The following is a 26,073-nucleotide window of genomic DNA, read 5'->3' as shown; positions in this document are numbered from 1 at the left end:
CAGGCAAACCCCATACATAAATACATATAAATTTGCCTGCTAATTTTTAAAATATCGCTTGTTTTTTATCATAGAATACGCAATGAATAAGATTATAGATATTAGCTGGCAGCACATGATAGCCTATTCGTGAAACGGAATTGATTTTTTGCAAACATGCTCAAATAAATTTACAATTCATGACTTCCAATTCAAAATAATGTTTACTTTTGCAGACTTAAAGAAAGGGGGTGTCTATATTATGTTAATTATACCAATTAAAGACGGAGAAAATATCGATAGAGCATTAAAACGCTACAAAAGAAAATTTGATAAAACAGGAACTGTTCGTCAACTAAGAGCACGTACTGCTTTTATTAAGCCTTCAGTTACAAATAGAATCAAAATTCAAAAAGCGGCTTATATCCAAAATATGAGAGATAACTTAGAGAGTTAGTCAATATCTATTAAATAAAATACCGTTAGTCATCAAAATTGTATAACTTTGATGCTAACGGTTTTTTTATGACTACTAATAAAGATGCTTTTCGGGATTATCTACAGTTGGAGAAAAAATATTCTCCTCATACCCTAACGGCATATTGTGCGGATATTGCTTCTTTTGAATCATTCAACAAAATTCACTTTGAGGAGCAAGGCATAGAGCAGGTAAGGTATAGTCAGATCAGGAGTTGGATTGTATCACTTGTGGATGATGGGGTTTCGAATGGCTCCGTTAATAGAAAAATAGCATCTTTAAAAGCATTTTACAAATTCTTGTTGAAAACAAAGCAAATTCGGGTTAGTCCATTGTCAAGGCATAAAGCATTGAAGACTTCGAGGGTTTTGCAGGTTCCTTTTTCTGAAAAAGAAGTTTTGAATGTTTTAGATCAAATGCAAAATACAATTGGATTTGAAGAAGTGAGGAATAAACTCATAATCGATTTGTTGTATACTACCGGAATGCGACGCGCAGAGCTGATTCAGCTTCAAATAGCAAATATTGACTTATCGAACAATACAATTAAAGTGTTAGGAAAGCGAAGTAAAGAGCGAATCCTTCCTGTTTTGCCGGTACTGGCGGTTCAGTTTTGTTTGTACCTAAAGGAAAGAGCTTTGTTGGCAATAGTCGTTGATAATGCTTATTTTTTTCTCACAAAAAAAGGATTAAAATTAAATGATTCTTTTGTGTATCGGCTAATAAATTCTTACTTTAGTGGTGTGTCTGAGAAAGTAAAAAAAAGTCCACATATCCTGCGGCATACTTTTGCAACACATCTATTAAATAATGGTGCGGATTTAAATTCAGTAAAGGAATTGTTAGGGCATTCTAGTTTGGCTTCAACTCAAATTTATACCCATAGCAGTTTGTCAGAAATTAAAAGTATTTATAAAGAGGCGCATCCTCGAGGACGTAAATGATTCGTAAAATGTTTAACTAAAAAAAATGATTATGAAGGTAAGTGTTCATGCAGTTAACTTTACTGTTGACAAAAAGCTAGTAGATTTTGTTCAAGAAAGAATGGACAAGTTAGAAAAGTATTATGACAAGGTGGTATCCGCCGATGTTTTTTTGAAAGTGGAGAAGACTAGTGATAAAGAAAATAAAATTGCTGAGGTAAAAATGAATGTTCCCGGAGATGACTTTTTAGTTAAAAAGCAATGTAAAACTTTTGAAGAAGCCTTAGAACTTTCTGCTGAATCTTTAGAACGATTATTGGTAAAAAGGAAAGAAAAAATAAGTTCGCATATTTAATATGATTTTTTTTTAAAAAAAGTTTTGATTGAGAGATAAAATCTATACATTTGCAGTCCGTTAGAAATAGCGGACTTTTTTTATTGATTCGCCAGCGTAGCTCAGTTGGCTAGAGCAGCTGATTTGTAATCAGCAGGTCGTGGGTTCGAGTCCCTCCGCCGGCTCAAGACTGTAAAGGTCTGGCAATATAAAAAGTAGGGGAGATACTCAAGCGGCCAACGAGGGCAGACTGTAAATCTGCTGTGTAAACTTCGCAGGTTCGAATCCTGCTCTCCCCACGTTGAATGTTTTAAATTATTAGGTTTAAATTAATTTAAAATGTAATATTTAAAATTAATTCTCTGCCGGTGTAGCTCAGGGGTAGAGTGCTTCCTTGGTAAGGAAGAGGTCTCGGGTTCAATTCCCGACATTGGCTCAAGTAAGTAGGAAATAGAAATTAATATATAACAAGATTTAAAATTAAGTAAAATGGCAAAGGAAAATTTTAACCGTAACAAGCCCCATTTAAACATTGGAACAATTGGGCATGTGGATCACGGAAAAACAACATTAACTGCGGCAATTACAAAAGTATTGTCTGATGCAGGGTATTGTCAAGCAAAATCATTTGATCAAATTGATAATGCTCCAGAAGAAAAAGAAAGAGGTATTACAATTAATACATCTCACGTTGAGTATGAAACTGCTAATCGTCACTACGCTCACGTTGACTGTCCAGGTCACGCGGATTACGTAAAGAACATGGTTACAGGTGCTGCTCAAATGGATGGTGCTATTCTTGTTGTAGCTGCTACTGATGGGCCAATGCCACAAACACGTGAGCATATCCTTTTAGGTCGCCAGGTAGGTATTCCTAGAATGGTTGTATTCATGAATAAAGTGGATATGGTTGATGATGAGGAATTACTTGAATTAGTTGAGATGGAAATCAGAGACTTGTTATCTTTCTATGAATATGATGGAGATAATGGTCCTGTTGTTCAGGGTTCAGCTTTAGGTGGATTGAATAATGATCCAGCTTGGGTACCAAAAATTCTTGAATTGATGGCAGCTGTAGATTCTTGGATCGAAGAGCCGGTAAGAGATGTTGCAAAACCTTTCTTGATGCCTGTTGAAGATGTGTTCTCAATCACTGGTCGTGGAACTGTTGCTACAGGTCGTATCGAAACAGGTGTTGCTAATACAGGAGATCCAGTTGAAATCATTGGTATGGGAGCTGAAAAATTGACTTCTACTATTACAGGAGTTGAGATGTTCCGTAAAATCCTTGATAGAGGTGAAGCTGGAGACAACGTAGGTATTCTTTTAAGAGGTATTCAAAAAGAAGACATCAAAAGAGGAATGGTTATCTGTAAGCCAGGTTCAGTTAAACCACATGCTACTTTTAAAGCTGAGGTTTATATCTTGAAAAAAGAAGAAGGTGGTCGTCACACACCATTTCACAATAACTACCGTCCACAGTTTTATGTACGTACAACGGATGTAACAGGGATCATTACTTTGCCTACAGGTGTAGAAATGGTTATGCCTGGGGATAACTTAACTATTGATGTTGTTTTGCTTAGTGCAATTGCATTAAGTGTTGGTTTACGTTTTGCTATCCGTGAAGGTGGTAGAACTGTAGGTGCAGGTCAGGTAACTGAAATTGTAGCATAATCCAAATAGGATAAAAAAGTATAAAGCCAGTAACTCCGTAAAGTTGTTACTGGCTTTTATTAACGAACGGGCGTAGTTCAAGGGTAGAATAGCGGTCTCCAAAACCGTTGATGGGGGTTCGAATCCCTCCGCCCGTGCAAAAAAATAAATCATAATGACAAAAGTTGTTAATTACATATCAGAGGCATTTGAGGAATTAAAGTCAAATGTAACTTGGCCGGTTTGGGCTGAGGTTCAGCGTCTAACGATTGTTGTGGCTGTTTTTTCAGTATTATTCGCTTTGGCAACTTGGGGAGTAGATGAAATTTTCGCAAAAGCTTTGGCTGGTTTTTTTAACTGGATAAAAGCATAATTTTTTTGTTATGGCAGATAATAATATTAAAAAGTGGTATGTCGTTAGGGCGGTAAGTGGTCAAGAAAATAAAGTGAAAGCTTATATCGAAACCGAAATCGCACGACTTGGGATGGGTGATTATGTGTCACAGGTTTTGGTTCCTACTGAAAAAGTAGTTACTGTAAAAGAAGGAAAAAAGATAATTAAAGATAAGGTTTATTTTCCAGGATACGTCATGATAGAGGCTAATCTGATTGGTGAAATACCTCATATTATTAAATCAATAACAAGTGTTATTGGTTTTTTAGGAGAGATTAAAGGAGGGGAACCTGTTCCTTTGAGAATTTCCGAAGTGAATCGAATGTTAGGTAAAGTAGATGAATTAGCGGTTAATACCGATACACGTTCTATTCCTTTCAATATTGGTGAGACGATTAAGGTTGTTGATGGTCCTTTTAATGGTTTTAACGGAACTGTGGAAAAAATTAATGAAGAAAAGCGTAAACTGGAAGTAATGGTGAAAATTTTCGGAAGAAAAACACCATTAGAATTGAGTTTTATGCAAGTTGAAAAAGTATAATTTTGTTACATCTATAATATCCATTGCAATCGCTTCCAAAGATTGTAGTGTTAAATTTTTAAAAAATGGCTAAAGAAATTAGTAAAGTAGTTAAACTACAAGTTAAGGGAGGTGCTGCGAATCCATCGCCACCGGTTGGACCTGCTTTAGGTGCTGCTGGTGTTAATATCATGGAGTTCTGTAAGCAATTTAATGCAAGAACTCAAGATAAAGCCGGCAAAGTTTGCCCTGTGCAAATTACAGTGTATAAAGACAAATCTTTTGATTTTGTTGTAAAAACACCACCTGCTGCTGTCCAATTATTGGAAGCTGCAAAGCTAAAATCTGGTTCAGGTGAACCTAATCGTAAAAAAGTAGCTAACGTTACTTGGGACGTAATTAGAACAATCGCCGAAGATAAAATGGTGGATTTGAATGCATTTACTATCGAATCTGCTATGAGCATGATCGCAGGAACGGCTAGATCTATGGGTATAACTGTAACTGGAGATTCTCCTCTAAAACAAGGGTAAGACATGGCAAAATTGACAAAAAAGCAAAAAGAGGCTGCTTCAAAAATTGAAAAGAACAAATTATATTCTCTTAAAGATGCTGCGGCATTAATAAAAGTTGTTGCTTCTGCAAAATTTGATGAGTCTATTGATATCGCAGTTCGTTTGGGTGTAGATCCAAGAAAAGCGAATCAAATGGTAAGAGGTGTAGTAACATTGCCTCATGGTACTGGTAAAGATGTTAAAGTATTAGCATTGGTTACTCCGGACAAAGAAGCGGAAGCTTTGGCAGCTGGTGCTGACTATGTAGGTCTTGATGACTATTTACAAAAGATAAAAGACGGTTGGACAGATGTTGATGTAATTATCACAATGCCTTCTGTTATGGGTAAATTAGGTCCATTAGGTCGTATTTTAGGACCTAGAGGTTTAATGCCTAACCCTAAAACAGGTACTGTAACTATGGATGTTGCAAAAGCTGTTCAAGAGGTGAAAGCTGGTAAAATTGACTTTAAAGTTGACAAAACTGGTATAGTGCATGCAGGAATTGGTAAAGTCTCTTTTGGAGCTGAACAAATTGTTGACAATGCTCACGAAATTATTCAAACATTAATCAAACTTAAACCAACTGCGGCTAAAGGAACTTACATCAAAAGTATTTACCTAACTAGCACTATGAGTCCTGCAATTGCATTGGATCCTAAGGCAGTATAATTGGTAGTTAAAAATTTTTAGTATGACTAGAGAAGAAAAATCAATCGCGATTGAAGTTTTAACTGCACAGTTAGCTGGTACAAATATTATTTATGTATCTGATATTTCTGGAATGAATGCAGAAGCAACTACGAACTTAAGAAGAGCTTGTTATAAAGCAGGTATAAAATTAGAAGTAGTTAAAAATACGTTGCTTGCAAAAGCAATGGAAGCATCAGCTAATGATTATGGAGATTTACCTTCAGTTTTGACTGGTAATAGTGCTATATTCATTTCTGAGATAGCAAACGCTCCGGGTAAGATAATAAAAGATTTCAGAAAAAAATCAGCTAAACCGGTATTAAAGGGAGCTTATATCAACTCTGAAATTTATATTGGAGACGATCAATTAGATGCATTAGCGACTATTAAATCTAAAGAAGAGCTTATCGGCGAACTTATTGGATTATTGCAGTCACCAGCACAAAGAGTTATTTCTGCTCTTCAAAACCAATTTGCCAAAAGCGAAGAGGCAACAGAGGAAGTGGAGGCATAATGAAAGAAGAGTTTTACTCTAATTTTATTACATAAAACGCGCACAATAAATAAATTATATTTTTTACAAATCATTTTAAAACGATAGAAAAAATGGCAGATTTGAAACAATTCGCAGAACAATTGGTTAACCTAACGGTAAAAGAAGTTAACGAATTAGCAACAATATTAAAAGATGAGTACGGAATCGAACCAGCTGCTGCAGCTGTAGTAGTTTCAGGTGGTGGCGAAGCTGCTGCTGAAGATGTTCAAACAGAATTTACAGTGGTTTTGAAAGCAGCAGGTGCTTCTAAATTAGCAGTTGTAAAATTAGTTAAAGAACTTACTGGTTTAGGTTTGAAAGAAGCTAAAGATGTAGTAGACAGCGCACCAAGCAATGTTAAAGAAGGTGTAACTAAAGATGAAGCAGAAGCGCTTAAAAAATCTTTGGAAGAAGCTGGAGCTGAGGTTGAACTTAAATAGTTCACTCTAGTTTTGAAAATAAGGTTTAGGTCTTGGAGTCATCCAAAGACCTAAACCATTTTTCGTATAACAAAAGGCTACGTTGTATTAGTGCATACTAGTCTTTTAAAATAGATTCATTTTATCCATTACGAGGAAAAAAAATTAACAGATAATAAGAAAGTAGTTATCTTAAATTGGTTTTTAAAGATGTAATGGTTAAAAAAAAAGGTATAAATAAATTACTATTTATACAAAAAAATTACTTTTCTAATCAAAATTTTGTCCATTGATGATAACAAATCAAACTGAAAGATTGAATTTTGCCTCTACAAAAAATATTCCTGATTATCCAGATTTTCTAGATGTTCAGGTTAAATCGTTTAAGGATTTTTTTCAATTAGAAACTAAATCTGACGAAAGAGGCGACGAAGGGCTTTACAATACCTTCATGGAAAACTTCCCAATTACTGATACAAGAAATAACTTTGTATTAGAATTCCTTGATTATTTTGTAGATCCGCCACGTTACACAATTCAAGAATGTATAGAAAGAGGTCTTACGCATAGTGTGCCCCTAAAAGCTAGGTTAAAACTATATTGTACAGATCCAGAACATGAAGATTTTGAGACTATTGTTCAGGATGTTTATCTTGGGACAATTCCATATATGACGCCAAGCGGTACTTTTGTTATTAATGGTGCTGAGCGTGTAGTTGTTTCTCAATTACACCGTTCTCCTGGTGTTTTCTTCGGGCAGTCATTTCATGCAAATGGAACAAAATTGTACTCTGCCAGAGTAATTCCTTTTAAGGGTTCTTGGATAGAATTTTCTACAGATATAAACAGCGTAATGTATGCTTATATTGACAGAAAGAAAAAATTACCTGTAACGACTTTATTCCGTGCAATTGGATTCGAAAGAGATAAGGATATCCTAGAGATTTTCGATCTTGCTGAGGAAATTAAAGTTTCTAAAACAGGACTTAAAAAATATATCGGTAGAAAATTAGCTGCTCGTGTATTGAATACATGGCATGAAGATTTTGTAGATGAGGATACTGGTGAAGTAGTTTCTATTGAACGTAACGAAATAATTCTTGATAGAGACACTATTATCGACAAAGATAATGTGGAAGAAATCATTGATTCTAACGTTAAATCTATTTTGCTTCACAAAGAAGATGCTAATCAAGGAGATTACGCAATCATTCATAATACGTTGCAAAAAGATCCAACAAACTCTGAAAAAGAGGCTGTTGAGCATATCTACAGACAATTGCGTAATGCTGAACCGCCTGATGAAGAAACGGCTCGTGGTATTATCGATAAATTATTCTTTTCTGATCAACGGTACAACTTAGGTGAAGTAGGTCGTTATAGAATAAATAAAAAATTAGGGTTGGATACTCCGATGGAAAAGCAAGTCTTGACCAAAGAAGATATCATAACGATTGTTAAATATTTGATTGAATTAATTAACTCCAAAGCAGAGATTGATGATATTGATCACTTATCAAACCGTCGTGTACGAACAGTTGGAGAACAAATGTCACAACAGTTTGGTGTTGGTTTGGCGCGTATGGCCAGAACCATTAGAGAGCGAATGAACGTTAGGGATAACGAGGTGTTTACACCGATAGATTTGATTAATGCTAAAACATTATCCTCTGTTATCAACTCTTTCTTTGGTACAAATCAGTTGTCTCAGTTTATGGATCAAACGAATCCATTGGCCGAGATTACGCACAAAAGAAGATTATCTGCACTTGGACCAGGTGGACTTTCGAGAGAAAGAGCCGGATTTGAGGTACGTGATGTTCACTATACGCATTATGGACGTTTATGTCCAATTGAAACTCCTGAAGGACCAAACATTGGTTTGATATCTTCTCTTGGTGTTTATGCTAAAGTAAACGGAATGGGTTTCATTGAGACTCCATACCGTAAAGTAACTAACGGAGTCGTAGATCTAGTGTCTACTCCTGTTTACTTGAGTGCAGAAGAAGAAGAAGGAATGATGATTGCTCAGGCAAACATAGAAATGGATGCAGTAGGTAAGATTATCGCTGAAAATGTAATTGCCCGTCAGGAAGGTGATTTTCCAGTAATTGAGCCTTCAAAAGTGGATTATACAGATGTTGCTCCAAATCAAATTGCTTCTATTTCAGCCTCTTTGATTCCTTTCTTAGAACATGATGATGCGAATAGAGCCTTGATGGGATCTAACATGATGCGTCAGGCCGTACCATTAATTCGTCCTGAAGCTCCTATTGTTGGAACTGGTTTAGAGCGTCAGGTTGCTTCGGATTCCAGAGTTTTAATTAACGCTGAAGGAGATGGAACTGTTGAATATGTTGATGCTAATATTATCACAATCAAATACGATCGTTCTGAAGAAGAAAGAATGGTGAGTTTTGAGTCAGATGAGAAAACATACAATCTAATTAAATTTAGAAAAACCAATCAAGGTACTAGTATCAACTTGAAACCTATCGTAAGAAGAGGCGACAGAGTTGTTCTTGGTCAAGTATTGTCAGAAGGTTATGCCACTCAAAATGGAGAACTTGCTTTAGGTCGTAACCTAAAAGTAGCGTTTATGCCATGGAAAGGATACAACTTTGAGGATGCGATTGTAATTTCTGAAAAAGTAGTTCGTGACGATATTTTTACCTCTATTCACGTGGATGATTATTCATTAGAAGTTAGAGATACTAAATTAGGTAACGAAGAATTGACGAACGATATACCGAACGTTTCTGAAGAAGCTACTAAAGATTTAGATGAAAATGGTATGATCAGAATTGGAGCCGAGGTTAAACCTGGTGACATTCTTATCGGAAAAATTACTCCAAAAGGGGAATCAGATCCTACTCCGGAAGAGAAATTGCTTCGTGCAATCTTCGGGGACAAAGCAGGGGATGTAAAAGATGCTTCATTAAAAGCCTCTCCTTCTTTACATGGTGTTGTTTTAGACAAAAAATTGTTTGCAAGAGCAGTAAAAGATAAACGTAAACGTACGCAAGATAAAGATGCTTTAGGAGCACTTGAAATGGAGTTTGAAGTTAAATTTGTTGAATTAAAAGACAAATTGGTCGAAAAACTTTTCTTGATCGTAAACGGAAAAACATCTCAAGGGGTAATGAATGATTTGGGTGAAGAAGTTTTACCAAAAGGTAAAAAATACACTCAAAAAATGCTTTATGCTGTTGAAGATTTTGCTCACTTAAGTAAAGGTCAATGGGTTGCTGATGATGCAACTAATAAAATGGTAAATGATTTAATTCATAACTATAAAATTAAATTGAACGATTTACAAGGGGCTTTGCGTAGAGAGAAATTCACTATCACTGTTGGAGATGAATTGCCAGCGGGAATCTTGAAACTAGCAAAAGTATATATTGCCAAAAAACGTAAGTTGAAAGTTGGGGATAAAATGGCGGGACGTCACGGTAACAAAGGTATTGTTGCTCGTATTGTTCGTCATGAAGATATGCCTTTCCTTGAAGACGGAACGCCAGTTGATATAGTGTTGAACCCACTAGGTGTACCTTCACGTATGAATATTGGTCAAATTTATGAAACAGTTCTTGGTTGGGCTGGACAAAACTTGGGTAGAAAATTTGCTACACCAATTTTTGACGGAGCAACCCTTGATCAAATCAATGAATTGACTGATGAAGCTGGAATACCACGTTTTGGACATACACATTTATATGATGGTGGTACAGGAGAACGTTTCCATCAAGCTGCAACCGTAGGAGTTATCTACATGTTGAAACTTGGACACATGGTTGACGATAAAATGCACGCACGTTCTATAGGTCCGTACTCATTGATTACGCAACAACCACTTGGAGGTAAAGCTCAATTTGGAGGACAGCGTTTTGGAGAGATGGAAGTTTGGGCACTTGAGGCTTATGGAGCATCAAGTACACTTAGAGAAATCTTGACTGTGAAGTCTGATGATGTTATCGGTAGAGCAAAAACGTATGAAGCAATCGTAAAAGGTGAATCTATGCCAGAACCAGGATTACCGGAATCATTCAATGTATTGATGCATGAATTGAAAGGTCTTGGACTTGACATTCGTCTAGAAGAATAGAAGTTTAGTATTCAGTGTTCAGTATTTAGTAATCAGTGATAAACTGAACACTAAATTCTGAATACTGAACACTTTTTTAAAAGAGTTTTTAGGATTTATACCCGTAACCCGTTCCGATTTTTTATTTAAACCCAATTGGTTTTATAAATAGCACTTCAAAATTTTTATTTGAAGTTTAGAGAAGTAATTCGAGGTAATGTTTAAGTCTAAAGTTTGAAAGTCTAAAGTCTAAAGTCATCCGTGGCTTTAAAAACTTTATGACATTTGACTTTAAGACTGAAATAAAATTAATTTTTTAATTGCAAATAAATCAATAGTAAAAACTATGATGAATAATAGAAATAATAACAATAAAGATAAAAACCCTGTAAAAAGGTTTAATAAAATCTCCATAGGACTTGCTTCTCCTGAATCGATCTTGAAAGAATCAAGAGGTGAAGTATTGAAACCTGAAACTATCAATTATAGAACGCACAAACCGGAGCGTGATGGTCTTTTCTGTGAACGTATTTTTGGACCAGTAAAAGATTTTGAATGTGCTTGTGGTAAGTATAAAAGAATTCGCTACAAAGGAATCATCTGTGACCGTTGTGGTGTAGAAGTAACGGAGAAAAAAGTACGAAGAGACAGAGTAGGTCACATCAATCTTGTTGTGCCTATTGCTCATATCTGGTATTTCCGTTCTCTTCCAAACAAAATTGGTTATATCCTTGGACTTCCATCTAAGAAATTAGATATGATTATTTACTACGAAAGATACGTAGTAATCCAAGCTGGTATCGCTAAAAATGCAGAAGGTGAATCAGTACAAAGATTAGACTTTTTGACAGAAGAAGAATATTTAAATATTTTAGATACGCTTCCTGCTGACAACCAATATCTTGATGATTTTGATCCTAATAAATTTGTTGCCAAAATGGGAGCAGAATGTATTATGGACTTATTGGCAAGAATTGATTTAGATCAATTGTCTTACCAATTAAGACACAATGCTAACAATGAAACGTCTAAACAACGTAAAACAGAAGCATTAAAAAGATTACAAGTTGTGGAATCTTTCCGTGAGTCTAACTTGAACCGTGAGAACCGTCCGGAATGGATGATTATGAAAGTGGTACCCGTTATTCCGCCAGAATTACGTCCGCTTGTGCCACTTGATGGAGGTCGTTTTGCAACTTCAGATTTGAATGATTTATACCGTCGTGTAATTATACGTAACAACCGTTTGAAAAGATTAATGGAGATTAAAGCTCCAGAAGTTATTTTAAGAAACGAGAAACGTATGTTGCAGGAATCGGTAGATTCACTTTTTGACAATACGCGTAAAGCATCTGCAGTAAAAACAGAATCAAACCGTCCATTGAAATCACTTTCGGATTCCCTAAAAGGAAAACAAGGTCGTTTCCGTCAAAACTTACTAGGTAAACGTGTGGATTATTCTGCTCGTTCGGTAATTGTTGTTGGACCAGAATTGAAATTGTCTGAATGTGGTATCCCTAAAGATATGGCAGCTGAATTATACAAACCTTTCGTTATCCGTAAATTGATAGAAAGAGGAATTGTAAAAACAGTTAAATCAGCTAAAAAAATAATAGATAAGAAAGAGCCTGTAGTTTGGGATATCCTTGAAAATGTAATCAAAGGTCACCCAATATTACTGAATCGTGCTCCTACTTTGCACAGATTAGGTATCCAAGCATTCCAACCAAAATTAATTGAAGGAAAAGCAATCCAATTGCACCCTTTAGTGTGTACTGCATTTAATGCGGATTTTGATGGGGATCAAATGGCAGTTCACTTGCCATTAGGACCTGAAGCTATTTTGGAAGCGCAACTATTAATGTTGGGTTCTCACAATATCTTGAATCCTGCAAATGGTGCTCCAATTACGGTACCGTCTCAGGATATGGTTTTGGGTCTGTATTATATGACCAAAGAACGTTTATCTACTCCTGAGCTTAAAATTTTAGGTGAAGGGATCACTTTTTATTCTGCGGAAGAAGTAAATATTGCTTTGAATGAAGGTAGATTAGAATTGAATGCTTCAGTGAAAATTAGAGCAAAACATTTTAATGAAGCAGGAGAATTAGTTTTCCAAATTATTAAAACTACTGCAGGCCGTGTATTATTTAATGAAGTAGTACCAGAAGCTGCAGGATATATCAATGATGTATTGACTAAGAAAAACCTTAGAGATATTATCGGACACGTTTTAAGCGCTACCGATGTACCGACAACTGCGGTTTTCTTGGATAATATGAAAGACATGGGATACAAATTTGCCTTCAAAGGTGGTTTGTCATTCTCTCTTGGGGATATTAGAATTCCGGATCAAAAACCTAAATTAATTGCAGATGCCAGAGAACAAGTTCAAGGTATTTCTGCTAATTATAATATGGGTTTGATTACTAATAACGAACGGTACAACCAAGTTATTGATGTATGGACTTCTGCGAATGCTCAACTTACAGAGTTAGCAATGAAAAACATTAGAGAAGACCAACAAGGTTTCAACTCGGTGTATATGATGCTTGATTCTGGAGCAAGGGGTTCCAAAGAACAAATTCGTCAGTTAACTGGTATGCGTGGTTTGATGGCTAAGCCAAAAAAATCTACTGCTGGTGGTGGTGAAATTATTGAAAACCCTATTCTTTCTAACTTTAAAGAAGGTCTTTCTATCCTTGAGTATTTTATTTCTACTCACGGTGCGCGTAAAGGTCTTGCGGATACGGCTTTGAAAACAGCCGATGCAGGATATTTAACAAGAAGATTGCATGATGTATCGCAAGATGTTATTGTAAACATCGAAGACTGTGGTACATTAAGAGGTGTTGAAGTTTCGGCATTGAAGAAAAATGAAGAAATTGTAGAATCACTTGGAGAAAGAATTTTAGGGCGTGTCGCTTTACAAGACTTAATCAACCCTTTGACCAGTGAGATTTTAGTTCATTCTGGGGAGCAAATCACAGAGGTTATCATGAAAGCAATTGATGCTTCTCCTATCGAGAAAGTAGAAGTGCGTTCTCCGTTAACTTGTGAAGCGCTAAAAGGTATTTGTGCCAAATGTTACGGTAGAAATCTAGCTACCGGAAAAATGACACAAAGAGGTGAGGCAGTTGGTGTAATTGCAGCACAATCTATTGGAGAACCTGGAACACAGTTAACATTACGTACTTTCCACGTTGGTGGGGTTGCGGGTGGTATTTCTGAAGAGTCTAGTATCGTTACTAAATTTAACGGTAAACTGGAAATTGAAGATTTAAAAACTGTTAAAGGCGAAGATAATGACGGTAATGCAGTGGATATTGTAGTATCTCGTTCTTCTGAATTGAAATTAATCGATGAAAGAACTGGTATTTTATTAAGTACAAATAATATTCCTTACGGTTCAAGTATTTTCGTTAAAGACGGCCAGTCTGTTGTTAAAGGAGATGTGATCTGTAAATGGGATCCTTATAATGGGGTTATCGTATCTGAGTTTACCGGTAAGATTGCTTATGAAGAATTAGAGCAAGGTCAATCATTCATGGTTGAAATTGATGAGCAAACTGGTTTCCAAGAAAAGGTAATTTCTGAATCCAGAGCTAAAAAATTAATTCCTACTTTATTGGTTTACGGTAAAGACAATGAATTGATTCGTTCGTATAACTTACCTGTTGGAGCCCACTTGATGGTTGAAAATGGTGAAAAAATTAAAGCCGGTAAAGTGTTGGTGAAAATTCCGCGTCGTTCTTCTAAATCAGGAGATATTACAGGAGGTTTGCCTAGAATTACTGAGTTGTTAGAAGCTCGTAATCCTTCAAACCCAGCAGTTGTTTCTGAAATTGATGGTGTTGTTTCTTTTGGAAAAATCAAAAGAGGAAACCGTGAGGTAGTTATCGAATCTAAATTTGGTGACATTAGAAAATACTTGGTTAAATTATCAAGCCAAATTCTAGTTCAGGAAAATGACTTTGTAAGAGCGGGTGTACCGTTGTCAGATGGTGCTATTACTCCTGATGATATTTTAAGAATCCAAGGGCCAGCAGCTGTTCAACAGTATTTGGTTAACGAAATTCAAGAAGTATACCGTTTGCAAGGGGTAAAAATTAACGACAAGCACTTTGAAGTAGTAATACGTCAGATGATGCGTAAGGTAAGAGTGCAAGATCCAGGTGATACGTTGTTCTTAGAAGATCAATTAATTCATACAAAAGACTTTATCTTTCAAAATGATAAATTATATGGTATGAAAGTCGTGGAAGATGCTGGCGATTCTGGCGCTTTGAAAGAAGGACAAATTATTACGCCTCGTGAGTTGCGCGATGAAAATTCTCTTTTGAAACGTACCGATAAAAATCTTGTTGTGGCTCGTGATGTCGTTACTGCAACTGCAACACCAGTCTTACAAGGTATTACAAGAGCCTCTCTTCAAACCAAATCATTTATATCGGCGGCTTCTTTCCAAGAAACGACTAAAGTATTGAACGAAGCTGCTGTTGCAGGTAAAATCGATTACTTAGAAGGATTGAAAGAAAATGTAATTGTTGGACATAGAATCCCTGCCGGGACGGGTATGAGAGAATATGACAATACAATTGTAGGTTCAAAAGAAGATTACAACGATATGATGGCTAATAAAGAAGAATATATTTATTAAGTATGAGTAATTCAAATCAACAACAAGAACAAATCAACATTGAGTTGGATGAGAAAATTGCCGAAGGAATTTATTCCAATTTGGCGATAATCAATCATTCGTCTTCTGAATTTGTTTTAGATTTTGTAAGCATCATGCCCGGCATACCTAAGGCTAAGGTAAAAGCAAGAATTGTCTTGACACCACAGCATGCTAAAAGATTGTTGAAAGCAATCGGAGAAAACATTCATCGTTTTGAAGTCGCTCATGGCGAAATAAAAGATACTGAACAAGCCCCGATTCCGCTTAATTTTGGTCCTGCGGGACAAGCATAATATCTTTAAAGGCTCCAGAAATGGAGCCTTTTTTATTTAAGGCTATTTTTTCCCAGTCTAGAATTATTGATTTCATTTTTGATTCGTGGTGTTAATTAGCTGTTTTTGTATGTAGGTTTTATGAATAAATTAGTATATCCAACCATCAAATCTGTGTTTTACAGCGCCTATTTGTACTTTGAACGGGTATAATGGCACTTCATCGAAAATATTTTCGATTCATTTATAAATGATAAAGTTTCATGATCGAGATGGAAAAAACACATGCTGTCTATTGTAAAATGTAACGGATATGAACTATTTATCTTTAAAAACAACTAAAAATACAGGATGTAATCGTTTCCTTTTGATTGTTTTTATCCTAGTAACAAATATTTCTGTTTTTGCATAAACCGAGAAAAACTTAGTTGATGTGAATACAGTAGCAGTTGGTACAACTACAAAACAAGCGAATGTTTCAACAGTTTCTGCTTCAAATTCTAACAGTATGCATTTTATATTGTGGTTTATGGGTTCAAAACAAGATCCTAATGGCACAATTTCCATAGAAGGAATAAACGCTAAAAAAACAAATAACCACATCAGGAGCTGCTCCAAACAGGTTGCTAATCAAGGATTTCTTGGAAATAGCGGTAAATTTAGAAAACAGGATTGCTTAAGTATAATGCGATTTTAAAACATAAAAAAACGCTAATTTTAGAAATTAGCGTTTTTTTATGCCTTTATTTTTTATGCCTGTGCTATTCAAGACCTGCATTTAATTCCATTAGGGAGCTTTACTTTATATTAAGAATTACTCAAATTCAGAAGTAAAGAATAACTTAACATTTGGATATTTATTTTGTGTCATTTGAATTGTGAAATCAGAATCAGCCAGAAATACTAATTGTCCGTATTTATCATGTGCCAAGAATTTTTGTTTGATTCTTCTGAATTCTTTGAACTCTTCGCTTTTTGGATCGTTTGGTTTTACCCAACATGCTTTGTGTACGGGGAAATTTTCATAGGTACATTTTGCTCCATATTCGTGTTCTAAACGGTATTGGATCACCTCGTATTGTAGGGCTCCAACCGTTCCAATGATTTTTCTGTTGTTCATTTCCAAAGTAAATAACTGCGCCACACCTTCATCCATCAACTGATCGATTCCTTTGTCCAGTTGTTTGGCTTTCATGGGATCTGCATTATTAATGTATCGGAAATGTTCCGGGGAGAAGCTCGGAATCCCTTTAAAACTCATGATTTCTCCTTCGGTCAATGTATCTCCAATTTTGAAATTTCCGGTATCATGTAAGCCAACAATATCACCTGGATAGGAAATGTCTACAATTTCTTTCTTTTCGGCAAAAAAAGCATTTGGACTCGAAAATTTTAAGTTTTTCTTCTGACGCACGTGGTAATACGGTTTGTTTCTTTCGAAAGTTCCGGATACTATTTTTATAAAGGCCAGACGATCTCTGTGTTTTGGATCCATATTGGCATGGATTTTAAACACAAATCCTGTCATTTTTTCCTCTGTGGGATCTACTAATCGGGTTTCCGAATCTTTTGGTCTTGGTGATGGAGCAATTTGAACAAAACAGTCCAATAATTCTCTAACTCCAAAATTATTCAATGCCGAACCAAAAAATACAGGTTGTAGTTTTCCGTCTAAATAATCCTGACGATCAAATTTAGGATAAACTTCATCAATCAACTCTAGTTCTTCCCGCAAGCTGTCAGCTGGTTTTTGACCGATAATTTTTTCTAATTCGGGATTTTTAACATCGGAGAAAGCAATTGTTTCTTCAATATTTTTACGGCTGTCACCGCTAAATAAGTTGATGTTTTGCTCCCAAAGGTTGTAGATTCCTTGAAAATCATAGCCCATTCCTATTGGGAAACTTAATGGTGTAACTGTTAAGCCTAGTTTCTGTTCCACTTCATCCATCAAGTCAAAAGCGTCTTTTCCTTCTCGGTCTAATTTATTGATGAATACGATAATTGGAATTTTTCGCATTCTACAAACGGCCACTAATTTCTCTGTTTGTTCTTCAACACCTTTGGCAACATCAATTACAACAATAACGCTGTCAACAGCTGTTAAGGTTCTAAAAGTGTCCTCCGCAAAATCCTTGTGACCTGGCGTATCGAGAATGTTTATCTTTTTGTCTTTATAATTGAAAGCCAAAACCGAAGTAGAAACCGAAATTCCTCTCTGGCGTTCAATTTCCATAAAGTCACTGGTAGCGCCTTTTTTGATTTTATTGTTTTTTACAGCACCTGCCTCTTGAATCGCACCACCAAAAAGGAGGAGTTTTTCTGTAAGTGTTGTTTTTCCGGCATCAGGATGTGAGATAATCCCAAAAGTTCTTCTGCGTTGTATTTCTTCTAAAAAGCCCATATTTATATCAATAGTGTGCAAAAGTACTATTTATAAATGCCAATTAAAAAAATGTATCCTCTTAATTAATGATGTGGGTTTTGAAAATGGATTTCAGTCGATTTTTTAAAATTTGATTAGAAAGCTTATGACGCTATTAGGTACAAAAAAGGCCGTCAAAATGGACAGCCTTTAAAATAGTTTATACTACATGTTAATCGACCAGATGGAATATCCATTTGGTGGACACTGTATTTTGACCCATTTGTCTGCTTGAGTAGTCGGCTGCCAAGTTGAACTACCTGTAAAATCTTTGATTTGAGCATTAGTCCAGTTGGTCTGAATCCATCGTTCTTGCCAAGTGGATGAATTATTGATGTAAACCACTAATCCGGGATTGCCGTTATATCCGTTTCTACGGGCGATGTATTCATCAGTATCAGTATATAAAATAGAGGTGTTACCAGTAGCTTTATTGTTATGAATCCAAATTAAGTTATTCATTTTCGTTTTATTAAGCCATTCTTCGTAATCTCGGTAAAAAATAGTTGGGTATCCTTCATGCGTTAAGATGTAGGCATACGCTAGCTCTTTTTTCCAAATTTCATCAGTGTCATGGTTGGTGACAAAAGTAACTGCTTTGTGCGGGTTTCTTTTCCACATCATGTCGTCATTCAAAATATTTAGGTTGTTTCCGTCGAAAGCATCGTTCATTTTATAATAGCACGCAAAATCAAAAACGGAACTGTTGGCATTATTCGCCCAATCATTTAGTATGTTTACGTTAGAATCCCATAATTCACCAACGGAGAAACCACCAACGTTTGCATTCCAATCTTTTATGACCCACGGAGCAAAACCTTTTACGTAATCAAATCTCCATCCATCAAATTTCATTGTGTTTTTATAGTATTTCCCTACTCCGTCTGTTCTTTTCCAAAGCCAGTCTTGTACATTTGGTACTACATGGGCTAAATCTGGAAATCCCCCAAAGGAACCTTCGTCATTATTACCGTACGCATTTTTATAGAAATCAGCACTGGTTCTTGGAAATTTTCCAGAAGCAACACCGGTAAAGTTTGTGTAGGTTTGTGTTCCTGTAAAAGGGTTGTTTTCTAATTGTCCACCACTGTTGTGATTTAGTACCATATCCGCATAAACCTGCATGTTTTCAGAATGCACTTTAGTAATCAGGCTTTCTAATTCAGCACGGGAACCAAATCTGGTTTCTACCGTACCATTTTGATTGTAATTCCCAAAATCAAAATAGTCAGTAGGGTCGTAGCCCATAGAAAACGGCCCGTTTTGAGCTTTTGATACCGGAGGAAGCCAGATAGAGCCAATGCCGGCATTTGACCAATCTGTTATTTTTGTGTTCACAGTATTCCACCAGTTTCCACCGGCCGGTACATCCCAGTAGAACGCTTGCATCATTACACCACCTCCGGGATTTGCAACATATCTTCCAGTTGGTATATTAGTTGATACTCCAGTGCTGAATGGCCGTCCGTCATGATTAGTGACATTAATCACTTTGAATTGTGTTGCTGTTTCAGTTGGATTGTCTGCCAGATCATCATTTGAATTACAGGAGTACAAGCCGGCAAGTAAAGCGGTCAATAAATAAATTTTGAAATTTGGTTTTTTCATAAAACGATAAATTAAGGTAGTTAATAAATTGGGGACATTTTAATTGAAATTGTGTAGGATGTGTTTTAAGTCTATTGCTTCATTATGAAAGAATAGATTGCGATTTAAATCATAATTTTATTGAAATCAAAACAAAAAGTATTAAAAAATAGTGATAATATATTTTTTAAGTTTATTTTTTAAATAAATATCATTTTTAGCTAATTTATAAAAATTATCAAAGGACTCGTAAAGCATTGCTTTTAATTTGTAGCGATAACGTTGTAGTGTTGAGAACTTTTTAAATAAGGATCCTTACAATGAGGTTTTTAAAGCTGGATTTTTGTTTTTGAAGTAAAAATGGTAAAGTTTTATCTTTTAGATTGTTTGAACGGAGCGAAAGATGCACGAGTAAAGAGGTTTCATAATTAGTAAGCGCTGGGAAAAAGAAGAAAAATAATTGATGCCGTTTCGATAGCATAAATGAAGGAATAGGGAGTCCTTTATTTAGGTCTTTAAAAGTTGCTTATTTAGGATTTAGAAGAGGAAGCCAACAGGGAATAATTGGGTGTATAAATTTTTGTTAATAGTAGTACGGAAACTTGTATTATATAATTGAATTGTTATTTTTGTCTGTTTTAAATTTTAAAAAAAGGAAGTAATTTGGAATGCAAATGCAATTCATTTCCTGAAGCTTAAAAGTGTATATTTGGCAAAAATTAATATTGCTTTTACAAGACATACATTAAAGATGGGAATATTAAACCTTCAGTATAAAAATAAACTAGAAAAATGCCAATAAAACACATACAAATGAAATTTATTAATAAAATTGTTCTTCCTTTTTTTCTTTTGCTATTTTCCAGTGGACTTTTACAGGCACAAGAAATCATTAAGGATACTGTAATCGTTCCTATTAAGAAAACGCAATCTACTGGGAAGCAAAAAATTGATGGGGTTATTGGTACCGTAGGCGATTATATTATATTAGATTCGGATATTGACAAGTCATATCTTGAAATTTCTAGTCAGGGAGGTTCTGTAAAAGACATTACAAGATGCCAAATGTTAGGGAAGTTATTAGAAGATAAATTGTATGCGCACCAAGCCATTCAGGATAGTATCGTAGTGACGGATGCTGAAGTAAAAGGGATGATGGAAGAACGATTGAGCTATATGACAGAGCAAATCGGATCGCTGGAAAAAGTGGTGGAGTATTATAAAAAAGATTCGGAAGAAGAATTCAGAACCTATTTCTCAGACATTCTGAAAGAGAATAAGCTCACGTCAGAAATGCAAAAGAAAATTATTGAAGCAGTAGAAATTACACCGGAAGAAGTTCGTAATTTCTTTAAAAAGATACCTGCCGCTGATCTTCCTTTTTTTGGAGCTGAAATGGAAGTGTCACAAATTATAATTACGCCTAAAGTTTCAGCTGCCGATAAACAAAAGGTAATTGATCGATTGAATTTGTTTAAAAAAGAAATATTAGAAGGATCCAGTTTTTCAACTAAAGCCGTATTGTATTCTCAAGATCCCGGTTCAAGAGCGAATGGAGGTTATTATAAAATGAATAGGAAGACCCCTTTTGTAAAAGAGTTTAAAGAAGTAGCTTTCAGTCTGGCTGAGGGAGAGATATCCGCTCCTTTTGAAACTGATTTTGGGTTTCACATTATTTACATAGAAAAGATAAAAGGACAAGAAGTAGAGTTGCGTCACATATTATTGAGTCCGACTGTGACAGAGGAGGCTTTGAACGAAGCTAAAGAAAAAATCACGTTGGTCAGAAAAAGAATCGAAGATAAAGAAATTACTTTTGAGGAAGCCGCCAGAACTTTATCTGACGAGAAAGAAACAAGAGCCAATGGAGGCGCATTGATTAATCCAAAAACGCAGGATACCCGTTTTGAATTGACAAAAATGGATCCCGCTTTTTACAGTCAAGTGTCTAATTTGACAGAGGGCGAGATCTCACTTCCAATTTTGGATCAAGGCGAAGAGGGAAAAAAGAAGTTCAAATTAATCACGGTGACCAATAGAATAGATGAGCATACCGCGGATTATGCGAATGATTACATAAAAATTAAAGATTTAGCTTTGAAAGACAAGCAGATTACGGCAATTGGGAAATGGTTTGAAGAAAAAATTAAAGAAACGTATATTAAAATCATTGGTGAATATAGAGATTGTGTCTTTACAAACAATTGGTTAAAAAAATAATGTACTTAAATCAACAAATTTTGTTGAATGAGGTGCAAACAATTTTTCGGTAAAATAAATAAAAAGAGTTAGTTTTATGATTTCATAACAGCTAACTCTTTTTTAATTTTAAAATTTTTATAAATGTCAGACGTAGCAGCAATACATAACCTAGTTCAAAAAAGGAATGAGCTGAAAAAGGAAATCGCAAAAATCATAGTGGGACAGGATGCTGTAGTAGATCAAATTTTGCTTTGTATTTTTTCTGGGGGACATGCTTTGTTAGTAGGAGTGCCAGGATTAGCTAAAACATTAATGGTAAATACGCTGGCACAAGCATTAGGTCTTGATTTTAAAAGAATTCAGTTTACACCGGATTTGATGCCCTCTGATATTTTGGGCAGTGAAATATTAGAGGAGAACCGTCAATTTAAATTTATAAAAGGACCTATTTTTTCTAATATTGTTCTGGCAGATGAGATAAACCGAACACCACCCAAAACACAGGCAGCCTTGCTGGAGGCTATGCAGGAGCGCGCTGTGACTATTGCGGGTGAAAACTACAAGTTAGCCTTGCCTTATTTTGTTTTGGCTACACAAAACCCAATAGAACAAGAAGGAACATATCCTTTGCCTGAAGCTCAATTGGATCGGTTTATGTTTGCTATAAAGCTAGAATATCCTTCTTTTGCAGAAGAAGTTCAGGTAGTAAAACGTACGACATCCGACATCAAAAACACGATCAATCCATTATTTACTGCACAAGAAATTATTGATTTTCAACATTTGATTCGCAGAATTCCCGTGGCTGATAATGTAATTGAATATGCCGTGACATTAGTGAGTAAAACGCGTCCAGATAATCCATTATCAAATGAGTTTGTAAAAAACTATCTCGATTGGGGAGCAGGGCCCCGAGCATCTCAAAATTTGATTTTGGCAGCCAAAGCCAACGCTGCTTTCAATGGAAAATTTTCTCCTGATATTGAAGATGTAAAAGCGGTAGCCACCGGAATTTTACGCCATCGAATTATTAAAAATTACAAAGCAGATGCCGAAGGAATTACCGAAGAAATGATAATTGCTAAGTTGGTTTGACTTTTTTTTGGTACTCGGTTCTTATTTTCAGACAGGAACTACAACGTTTTCTTAGTTATAATGGTTTTTAGGATCTGATACTAGTTAGAATGTAATTAATTCTTTAGGGATTAATCAGTTTATAGTTAAATTTTTTAAAATTATTTAATTATAAAGGGTAAAAATCAGTATTTAGTAATAATATCATTTGAAAAAACCACATCTATTAATTTTTTTTAAATATCATCTTAAAGAGCTAAATTTGCGACGTGAATAAAAACTACGTATCATGGCTTTTAATTTTGAGTACATTAAAATAAATAGCTTTTAACATTGAAAACAATTTACTATGAACATTTATAACGATTATCTGAAAGAAATCGAAGACAGAAAAACTCAGGGACTTAACCCAAAGCCAATTGATAGCGCTGATTTAGTAAGCGAAATCATTACGCAAATTAAAGATTCAAATAACGCAAATCGCGAGGATTCAATTTCGTTTTTTATTTACAATACGGTTCCTGGGACAACACCTGCAGCTGGCGTAAAAGCGTCTTTTTTGAAGGAGGTGGTTCTTGGTGAATCAGTAGTGAATGAAATAACACCAGCTTTCGCATTAGAGTTATTATCACAGATGAAAGGTGGTCCTTCAATCAAAGTTTTGCTTGACTTAGCTTTAGGAAATGAAGTCACAATTGCAAAAGCGGCGACAGAAGTTCTAAAAACACAAGTCTATCTTTATGAGGCTGATACTGATCGGTTAGAGGCGGCATTTAAAAGCGGTAGTGCGTTTGCAAAGGAAATTCTAGTGAGTTATGCTAAGGCAGAATTCTTTACGAAGCTGCCAGAGGTAGTTGAGGAAATTCAGGTTGTTACCTATGTTGCTGGTGAAGGAGATATTTCGACAGATTTACTTTCTCCGGGTAACCAAGCGCATTCACGCTCTGATCGTGAGCTACACGGAAAATGTTTGATTTCGCCTGAAGCTCAAGATGAAATTAAAGCACTTCAAGCGCAGCATCCAGACAAAAGTGTTATGTTGATTGCCGAAAAGGGAACTATGGGTGTAGGCTCTTCAAGAATGTCAGGAGTGAATAATGTGGCCCTTTGGACAGGTAAAAAAGCAAGTCCTTATGTCCCATTCATAAACATAGCTCCAATTGTTGCTGGAACTAACGGTATTTCCCCGATTTTTCTTACTACTGTTGATGTGACGGGTGGTATTGGTCTGGATCTTCAAAACTGGGTTAAGAAAACAGATGCAAATGGAGTGGTAGTCCGCAATGAAAATGGTGAGCCTATTTTGGAAGAAGTCTATTCTGTTGCAACAGGGACAGTGCTGACCATAAATACAAAAACAAAGAAGCTCTATAACGGCGATAAAGAATTAATTGATATTTCTAAGGCATTTACGCCTCAGAAAATGGAATTTATTAAAGCGGGTGGATCTTACGCTATTGTATTTGGAAAAAAACTACAAACTTTTGCATCAAAGACTTTAGGAATTGATATCGTATCGGTATTTGCTCCGTCAAAAGAAATTTCTATTGAAGGACAAGGTCTTACCGCAGTAGAAAAAATATTCAATAAAAATGCAGTTGGTTCAACACCAGGTAAAGTTTTACATGCAGGTTCTGATGTGCGTGTTACGGTAAATATTGTAGGTTCGCAAGATACGACTGGCTTGATGACTTCTCAGGAATTAGAGTCTATGGCTGCTACTGTGATTTCCCCAATTGTTGATGGTGCATACCAATCCGGTTGTCATACAGCATCAGTTTGGGATAATAAGTCTAAAGCAAATATACCAAGATTGATGAAGTTCATGAATGATTTTGGTTTGATTACGGCTCGTGACCCTAAAGGGAACTATCACGCAATGACAGATGTAATTCATAAAGTACTGAATGATATTACTGTTGATGAGTGGGCAATTATTATTGGGGGTGACTCACATACGAGAATGTCCAAAGGAGTTGCCTTTGGAGCTGATTCAGGGACAGTTGCACTTGCACTAGCTACGGGTGAGGCTTCAATGCCAATTCCGGAATCAGTAAAAGTTACCTTTAAAGGGGATATGAAAGAATATATGGATTTCCGTGATGTTGTTCATGCTACCCAATCTCAAATGCTGAAGCAATTTGGTGGAGAGAATGTATTTCAAGGACGAATTATTGAGGTTCATTTAGGAACACTCACTGCTGATCAGGCCTTTACTTTTACAGATTGGACTGCAGAAATGAAGGCGAAAGCTTCTATTTGTATTTCTGAGGATGATACTTTGATCGAATCATTAGAGATTGCCAAAGGCAGAATCCAGATCATGATTGCCAAAGGAATGGATAACGAGAACCAAGTTCTTAAAGGATTAATTGCTATCGCTAATAATAGAATCGCAGCCATCAGATCAGGTGATAAACCAGCTTTGATACCGGATGCTAATGCAAAATATTTTGCTGAAGTTGTAATCGATTTAGATATCGTTGCTGAGCCTATGATTGCAGATCCAGACGTAAATAACGCGGATGTTTCTAAGCGTTATACGCACGATACCATTAGGCCACTTTCTTTTTACGGTGGTGTAAAAAAAGTAGATCTTGGTTTTGTAGGATCTTGTATGGTACACAAAGGCGATTTGAAGATTCTTTCTCAAATGCTAAAAAATATAGATGAGCAACACGGTAAAGTAGAGTTTAAAGCACCGCTTGTTGTTGCGCCTCCTACTTATAATATTGTAGATGAACTTAAAGCTGAAGGAGACTGGGAAGTTTTACAAAAGTATTCTGGTTTTGAATTTGATGATAATGCTCCTAAAGGCGAGGCACGTACAGGATATGAAAATATTCTATACCTAGAGCGTCCAGGCTGTAATTTATGTATGGGTAACCAAGAAAAAGCAGCAAAAGGAGATACTGTAATGGCAACATCTACGCGCCTTTTCCAGGGAAGAGTTGTTGAAGATACGGAAGGTAAAAAAGGAGAATCGTTACTTTCATCAACACCGGTTGTCGTGTTGTCTACAATTTTAGGCAGAACCCCAACTCTTGAGGAATACAAAGCTGCAGTAAAAGGTATAAATCTAACGCAGTTTGCGCCATCTCATAAGTTATTGGTTAGGTAATAATTAATTTTTGTTAATAATATTAAAAAGCTTGGGTCTTTCAACAGACTTAGGCTTTTATTATTTCATTGTCCCGTCCTGAAATAGCGATACACAAAAAGTATCCTAATGGAAAAACATGAAGAAACACGCTATGTGAAGC

19 protein-coding genes and 4 tRNA genes are annotated in these 26,073 nt (G+C 35.8%); 21 read left to right on the top strand and 2 right to left on the bottom strand.

Going from position 1 to position 26,073, the window contains the following annotated elements; all coding sequences use genetic code 11:
• Positions 1-241: 241 nt before the first annotated feature.
• The 18 genes from rpsU (at position 242) to EKM02_RS13125 (ending at position 16,219) form a co-directional block, all read left to right on the top strand.
• A complete protein-coding gene (rpsU, locus tag EKM02_RS13210; protein WP_035670421.1) occupies positions 242-436 on the top strand; it encodes a 30S ribosomal protein S21 in 195 nt (64 codons plus the stop codon).
• Positions 437-504: 68 nt separating this feature from the next.
• On the top strand, positions 505-1,401 hold the full coding sequence (locus tag EKM02_RS13205; protein ID WP_126455886.1) for a tyrosine-type recombinase/integrase: 897 nt from the start codon (positions 505-507) through the stop codon (positions 1,399-1,401).
• Between the two features lie 31 nt (positions 1,402-1,432).
• On the top strand, positions 1,433-1,735 hold the full coding sequence (hpf, locus tag EKM02_RS13200; protein WP_126455885.1) for a ribosome hibernation-promoting factor, HPF/YfiA family: 303 nt from the start codon (positions 1,433-1,435) through the stop codon (positions 1,733-1,735).
• Positions 1,736-1,825: 90 nt separating this feature from the next.
• Positions 1,826-1,899, top strand: a tRNA-Thr gene (locus tag EKM02_RS13195).
• A 33-nt stretch (positions 1,900-1,932) separates the two neighbouring features.
• Positions 1,933-2,013 (top strand) — tRNA-Tyr (locus tag EKM02_RS13190).
• 65 nt (positions 2,014-2,078) lie between these two features.
• A tRNA-Thr gene (locus tag EKM02_RS13185) sits at positions 2,079-2,150 on the top strand.
• A 53-nt stretch (positions 2,151-2,203) separates the two neighbouring features.
• Positions 2,204-3,391 (top strand): elongation factor Tu, encoded by a 1,188-nt coding sequence (tuf, locus tag EKM02_RS13180; RefSeq protein WP_126455883.1) that lies wholly within the window; start codon positions 2,204-2,206, stop codon positions 3,389-3,391.
• Positions 3,392-3,457: 66 nt separating this feature from the next.
• Positions 3,458-3,528 (top strand) — tRNA-Trp (locus EKM02_RS13175).
• Between the two features lie 17 nt (positions 3,529-3,545).
• Positions 3,546-3,743, top strand: coding sequence for a preprotein translocase subunit SecE (gene secE, locus EKM02_RS13170; RefSeq protein WP_126455881.1), 198 nt, complete (start codon positions 3,546-3,548; stop codon positions 3,741-3,743).
• Positions 3,744-3,753: 10 nt separating this feature from the next.
• Entirely contained in the window at positions 3,754-4,305 is a 552-nt protein-coding gene (nusG, locus tag EKM02_RS13165) for a transcription termination/antitermination protein NusG (protein ID WP_126455879.1), read from the top strand.
• 65 nt (positions 4,306-4,370) lie between these two features.
• The gene (gene rplK / locus EKM02_RS13160; protein WP_126455877.1) at positions 4,371-4,817 is read left to right on the top strand and encodes a 50S ribosomal protein L11; all 447 of its coding nucleotides are present in this window, start codon (positions 4,371-4,373) and stop codon (positions 4,815-4,817) included.
• 3 nt (positions 4,818-4,820) lie between these two features.
• Positions 4,821-5,510, top strand: a complete 690-nt coding sequence (gene rplA / locus EKM02_RS13155; protein WP_126455876.1) for a 50S ribosomal protein L1 — start codon at positions 4,821-4,823, stop codon at positions 5,508-5,510.
• A 22-nt stretch (positions 5,511-5,532) separates the two neighbouring features.
• Entirely contained in the window at positions 5,533-6,045 is a 513-nt protein-coding gene (rplJ, locus tag EKM02_RS13150; protein ID WP_126455874.1) for a 50S ribosomal protein L10, read from the top strand.
• 92 nt (positions 6,046-6,137) lie between these two features.
• Positions 6,138-6,506 (top strand): 50S ribosomal protein L7/L12, encoded by a 369-nt coding sequence (gene rplL / locus EKM02_RS13145; protein WP_126455872.1) that lies wholly within the window; start codon positions 6,138-6,140, stop codon positions 6,504-6,506.
• Between the two features lie 271 nt (positions 6,507-6,777).
• Positions 6,778-10,590 carry a DNA-directed RNA polymerase subunit beta gene (gene rpoB / locus EKM02_RS13140; RefSeq protein ID WP_126455870.1) on the top strand — a complete coding sequence of 1,271 codons (3,813 nt, stop codon included), beginning with the start codon at positions 6,778-6,780 and terminating at the stop codon, positions 10,588-10,590.
• A gap of 325 nt (positions 10,591-10,915) precedes the next feature.
• Positions 10,916-15,229 carry a DNA-directed RNA polymerase subunit beta' gene (gene rpoC / locus EKM02_RS13135; RefSeq protein ID WP_126455868.1) on the top strand — a complete coding sequence of 1,438 codons (4,314 nt, stop codon included), beginning with the start codon at positions 10,916-10,918 and terminating at the stop codon, positions 15,227-15,229.
• A gap of 2 nt (positions 15,230-15,231) precedes the next feature.
• Positions 15,232-15,543, top strand: a complete 312-nt coding sequence (locus EKM02_RS13130; RefSeq protein ID WP_126455867.1) for a DUF3467 domain-containing protein — start codon at positions 15,232-15,234, stop codon at positions 15,541-15,543.
• A 412-nt stretch (positions 15,544-15,955) separates the two neighbouring features.
• On the top strand, positions 15,956-16,219 hold the full coding sequence (locus tag EKM02_RS13125; protein WP_234423201.1) for a hypothetical protein: 264 nt from the start codon (positions 15,956-15,958) through the stop codon (positions 16,217-16,219).
• A 117-nt stretch (positions 16,220-16,336) separates the two neighbouring features.
• On the opposite strand, the gene EKM02_RS13120 is transcribed toward EKM02_RS13125, so the two are convergent.
• Together EKM02_RS13120 and EKM02_RS13115 are read right to left on the bottom strand one after the other, a co-directional pair.
• Positions 16,337-17,926, bottom strand: coding sequence for a peptide chain release factor 3 (locus EKM02_RS13120; RefSeq protein ID WP_126455865.1), 1,590 nt, complete (start codon positions 17,924-17,926; stop codon positions 16,337-16,339).
• Positions 17,927-18,112: 186 nt separating this feature from the next.
• Positions 18,113-19,555, bottom strand: coding sequence for an alpha-amylase (locus tag EKM02_RS13115; protein ID WP_126455862.1), 1,443 nt, complete (start codon positions 19,553-19,555; stop codon positions 18,113-18,115).
• A gap of 792 nt (positions 19,556-20,347) precedes the next feature.
• On the opposite strand from EKM02_RS13115, the gene EKM02_RS13110 reads away from it, so the two are divergent.
• The 3 genes from EKM02_RS13110 (at position 20,348) to EKM02_RS13100 (ending at position 25,931) form a co-directional block, all read left to right on the top strand.
• A complete protein-coding gene (locus tag EKM02_RS13110) occupies positions 20,348-21,754 on the top strand; it encodes a peptidylprolyl isomerase (RefSeq protein WP_370453939.1) in 1,407 nt (468 codons plus the stop codon).
• A 123-nt stretch (positions 21,755-21,877) separates the two neighbouring features.
• Positions 21,878-22,831, top strand: a complete 954-nt coding sequence (locus tag EKM02_RS13105; RefSeq protein ID WP_126455859.1) for an AAA family ATPase — start codon at positions 21,878-21,880, stop codon at positions 22,829-22,831.
• A gap of 328 nt (positions 22,832-23,159) precedes the next feature.
• Complete coding sequence (locus EKM02_RS13100; protein WP_126455857.1) at positions 23,160-25,931, top strand: bifunctional aconitate hydratase 2/2-methylisocitrate dehydratase; 2,772 nt, start codon at positions 23,160-23,162, stop codon at positions 25,929-25,931.
• Positions 25,932-26,073 lie beyond the last annotated feature (142 nt).

Source organism: Flavobacterium sp. RSP49, from assembly GCF_003968735.1.
Taxonomy (GTDB): Bacteria; Bacteroidota; Bacteroidia; order Flavobacteriales; family Flavobacteriaceae; genus Flavobacterium.
Note: the sequence above shows the minus strand (reverse complement) of the source record. Positions and strands in the feature narration are given on the sequence as shown.